Annotated in this window: 5 protein-coding genes and 1 pseudogene; 5 read left to right on the top strand and 1 reads right to left on the bottom strand. The window is 70.0% G+C overall.

All coding sequences use genetic code 11. From position 1 onward, the window contains the following. The 5 genes from mnhG to VFB40_RS08610 form a co-directional block, all read left to right on the top strand. A partial coding sequence (gene mnhG / locus VFB40_RS08630; protein ID WP_324848776.1) for a monovalent cation/H(+) antiporter subunit G occupies positions 1 to 437 on the top strand: 437 nt, incomplete at its 5' end. Next, entirely contained in the window at positions 434 to 730 is a 297-nt protein-coding gene (locus VFB40_RS08625) for a Na(+)/H(+) antiporter subunit B (protein WP_324848775.1), read from the top strand. The genes mnhG and VFB40_RS08625, both read left to right, overlap by 4 nt. Then, a complete protein-coding gene (locus tag VFB40_RS08620; RefSeq protein ID WP_324848774.1) occupies positions 717 to 1,850 on the top strand; it encodes an MnhB domain-containing protein in 1,134 nt (377 codons plus the stop codon). The genes VFB40_RS08625 and VFB40_RS08620 overlap by 14 nt, the downstream gene beginning before the upstream one ends. Then, positions 1,847 to 2,215, top strand: coding sequence for a sodium:proton antiporter (locus VFB40_RS08615; protein WP_324848773.1), 369 nt, complete (start codon positions 1,847 to 1,849; stop codon positions 2,213 to 2,215). The genes VFB40_RS08620 and VFB40_RS08615 overlap by 4 nt, the downstream gene beginning before the upstream one ends. A 4-nt stretch (positions 2,216 to 2,219) precedes the next feature. Beyond that, a complete protein-coding gene (locus tag VFB40_RS08610; protein ID WP_324848772.1) occupies positions 2,220 to 3,983 on the top strand; it encodes a complex I subunit 5 family protein in 1,764 nt (587 codons plus the stop codon). On the opposite strand, the pseudogene VFB40_RS08605 reads toward VFB40_RS08610, so the two are convergent. Next, a pseudogene (locus tag VFB40_RS08605) lies at positions 3,958 to 4,238 on the bottom strand (hypothetical protein); the annotation flags it as partial. The gene VFB40_RS08610 and the pseudogene VFB40_RS08605 overlap by 26 nt on opposite strands.

The following is a 4,238-nucleotide window of genomic DNA, read 5'->3' as shown; positions in this document are numbered from 1 at the left end:
GGGCTGCTGTGAAGACCATCGTGTTCCTCGTGCTCGCGAGTATCGGACTCGCGTTCTCGCTGTCCGGGGCGGTCGGGATTCTGCGCATGCCGGACCTGTACAGCCGCATCCAGTGTTCCTCCAAAACGGTGACCATGGGCGCGCTGCCGGCGCTGGTCGCGCTGGTCGTCGGAGAAGGCATCGACAGCACGTACGCCAGCCGGGCGCTGCTTGTCGCGGTGCTGCTGCTGATCGTCAGCCCGACCGCCTCGCATGCGCTGGCACGTGCCGCGTACAAGTCGGGCGTGCCGATGTGGGACGGCGCAGTACGCGACGAGGTCGTCGAGCGCAAAGCCCAGGAGAAGGCGAAGGAGCAGGAGCAGGAGCACGAGAAGGCGAAGGCGAACCCGGAGACGAAGGAGCGGGCGCAGCGACCGGGCAGCGGAGGCGACGGGTGACGCTGTTCTGGGCGCTCGACTATCTCGTGCTCGCGCTGATCGTGATAGCGGCCGTGCTCGTGGTCAAGGTGCGCAACCTCAACGGCGCGGTCATGGCCCTCTCCGGCGTCGGCACGATGCTCTCGCTCATCTTCGTCGTGCTCGGCGCGCCGGATGACGCGCACTCCGAGGTCGTCGTCGGCGCCATCGCGCTGCCGGCGCTGTACCTGATCGCCATCGGCAAGGTGCGCACCGACGTGCCCGACCACGGCGAGCTGGAGGAGAAGGGCGAGTCGCATCATGACGACGACTGACGAACGCGGCACGCGCATCCGCGGCGAGGCGGTCGAGTCCGAGCCGAAGCATCGCGTCGTCGTCGGCATGCTGCTCACCGCGGGCGTGGCGGCGGCCTTCGGTGCCGCGCTGCTGAGCCTGCCGCGCGCGCACCAGCAGCTGTCCGAGGTCGCCCGGTACGCGCTGCAGGTGTCGCTGCCGAGCTGGAACCTGACCGAGCCGGTGAACGAGGTCGTATACGGCACCCGCGGCTTCGACACCTTCGGCGAGACCTTCCTGCTTCTGGCCGCGGTGATCAGCGTCGTGCTGCTGGCCCGTCCGCGCGAACCGCGGACCGGCTACTTCGGCGAGGACGTCGCGGGCGAGCGCGAGCAGTCGGAAATCGATCCGGGCGGGGCGCCGGACGCCGAGGAGCGCGAGGCCCGCCGGGCGGAGAGCGCCGAGTCGGACGGGGAATCCGAGCAGTCGGACGAATCCGAGTCGAGCGACGATCCCGCCGCGGCGGCCGCGACGGCGCCGTTCCCGTCCAAGACGAGCGTCGAACACCGGCCGAAGACCCCTGACAACGAACTGGTCGGCGGGCGCGGGCCGGAGCGCGCCGAGGCGATGTCGATCGTGGTGCGCGGGGCGGTGCGCACCGCGACCCCGATCCTGGCGGTGACCGGCTGCTACCTGGTGGCCTGGGGCTACTCCCCCGGTGGCGGCTTCCCCGGCGGCGCGGTGATCCTCGGGGTGCTGCTCCTGGTGTACGCGGGCTTCGGCCGCAAGCGGGTCGCCCGCGTGGTGCAGCCGAAGCTGATGGAGAGCATCGAGATGGCCGGGGCGACGCTGATCATCCTGACCGAGGCGCTCGGCCTGTTCCTCAAGGGCTCGTTCACCGCCAACTGGCTGCCGCTCACGCCGCCGCAGACGATCCGCTCCGGCGGCGTCGTGCAGCTCTTCTCCGGCGGCGAGCTGGTCGAGGTCGGCACCGGTCTGATCATCGCGGTCTTCGCGCTGCTGGCGATGAGCCACGACTGGGCCCGCGACAAGTCAGAGGACGAAGACGGCGGCGACAACGGCGGGAACGCGAACGACGAGAACCGGGAGAACGACGAGAACGCATCGCGGGCCGCGAACGCGGGAGGTGCGGATCAGTGATCGTAGCCAACTACCTGGTGGCCGGGTTCGTGTTCTGCGCCGGGCTCTACACGGTGCTCACCCGCCGCAACCTGATCAAGATCGTGATGGGGCTCTCGCTGATGGAGGGCTCCACCTACCTGCTGTTCATCTCCATGGCCTACCGGGCCGGGTCGACTGCTCCGGTGCTGGTCGGCCCGCCGGGCGGCCGGACGGCGCACGACCTGGTGCGCGGCAACGTCGCCGATCCGGTGCTGCAGAACTTCTGCCTGACCGCGATCGTCATCGGCGTCGCGGTGACCGCCGTGTTCCTCACCATCGTGGTGCGGGTCGCGCAGCACTACCGCACCTTGGACGCCGACAAGATCAGGGAGCTGCGAGGGTGACGCAGTGATCACGACCACCGCGGCCGCGGGTTCGCTGCTGCCGCTGACCGTCGCGCTTCCGCTCACCGGCGCGGTGCTCGCCCCCTTGCTCGCGCGCCTCTCCAAGCGCCTGCCGCTCATCGTCTCCGCGCTGGGCCTGGTCGGCTCGCTCGCCGTGCTCGCGCTGATCGCGCCGCACGTATACGGGACCGGCGGCGGTATCCTCGCGCACTACATGGGCGGCTGGGGCCCGGTCCACGGCGCGGTGCTGGGCATCGCCTTCGCCGCCGATCCGTTCGGGATGACCTTCGCGCTGGCCTGCGCCGGCATCGGAACCCTGCTCGTGGTGTACGCGCTCTCCGAGCTGGGCGGCCTCGGCGAACGCGAACTCGGCGCCTTCGCCTGCCTGTTCCAGCTGCTCGACGCCGCGCTGATCGGATCGGCGCTCACCGCGGACCTGTTCAACCTGTTCGTGTGGTTCGAAGTGGCCGCGCTGGCCAGCTACGGGCTCACCGGATTCTTCCTGGAGCGGCCGATCGCGCTGGAAGCCGCCTTCAAGATCGCGATCCTGACCACCATCGCGGCGTTCGCGGTGTTCATCGGCGCCGGGCTGCTCTACACCGGGCACGGCGCGCTCAACCTCGCGCAGTTGCACAACGCGCTGGCCGCCCACGTCGGCACGGCTGATCTGGTCGCGCTGGGGCTGCTGGTGGCCGGCTTCGGGACGAAAGCAGGGCTGATCCCGTTCCACGGCTGGCTGCCAGACGCGCACACTGCCGCGCCCGGACCGGTGTCAGCCCTCTTCTCCGGTCTCATGGTGAACCTGGGCATCGTGGCCGTCGGCCGGCTGGCGTTTCAGGTCTTTCCGACCTCGCAGACCCCGATCCTCGGCATCCTGATGGTGGTCGGGGTCGTCTCGGCGCTGGTCGGGGCGATCATGGCGCTCGCGCAGGACGAGCTCAAACGGCTGCTCGCCTATGACACGATCTCGCAGATGGGCGTGTTGGCCATAGGGCTGGGGACGGGGGCGGCTTCGGGCATCGCAGGGTCCACCTATCACCTGGTCAACCACGCGCTGTTCAAGTCGCTGCTGTTCCTGTGCGCCGGCGCCATCACCCACCGCACCGGCGTGACGAAGCTCTCTGAGATGGGCGGCCTGCTGGGCCGGTGGCCGTGGGTCGCGGGCGCGTTCGTCGTCGGGTGCGCCTCGATCGCGGGCATCCCGCCGCTCGGCGGCTACGTCTCCCTCAGCCTCATCCACCACGGCCTGCTCGAGAGCCATCAATACCTGCCCTACGCGCTGATGCTGGTCGCGCAGCTGATCACGATCGCCGCGCTCGGCCGGGCCGCCTGGCTGGCCTTCTTCCGCGAGCGGGAGGAGGAGTACGAGCGTAGCGAATCGCTGCGGCCCGGCATGCTGATCAGCCTGCTCGTCCTCAGCGGCTGCTGCATCGCGTTCGGCGTGGTGCCGGGCACCGTCATCGACCACGCGATGGCCCCGGCGGCATCCGGGCTCTTACATCCGCAGCAGTACGCCCACGATGTGCTCGCCGGGGTGGGCTCGCTATCGCACGTGGTGGTGGACTTCCACTACACCGACCTGATGGAACTGGGCCTGATCGTCGTGAGCGTCGGGCTGGGAGCGCTGCTGACCGCCGGATATCTGCGCTCGAAGGAACCGCTGCCGGTGCGCGCGCTGCGTGCCGTGCACACCGGCTCCGTCAACGACTACGCGGCTTTCCTCGCGGCCGGCGCAGTCGCGATCATCGCGGCGCTGCGTTGGGCCTAGGGCGACCGGGCGGTACACCCGCGCCCCCGTCATTGTCCGCCTCGTCGAGGCTTCCCGGCCGGTAATCGCTCCATACGCGCGCCGCCATGCCGACCGCGCCGACGATGACGATGATCGCGACGCCGATCCAGATCAGCACCCGCGGGCCGACCGTCAGGCCGATGCCGCCGAGGATGAAACCCAGGACGATCACGCCCGAGGCCGCGTAACCGATCGGCCTGCCGCTGTGACCGGCCGGATTCTCCCAGGTCTCGG

The sequence above is a fragment of the Actinocrinis sp. genome (genome assembly GCF_035650855.1).
Classification (GTDB): domain Bacteria; phylum Actinomycetota; class Actinomycetes; order Streptomycetales; family Catenulisporaceae; genus Actinocrinis.
Note: the sequence above shows the minus strand (reverse complement) of the source record. Positions and strands in the feature narration are given on the sequence as shown.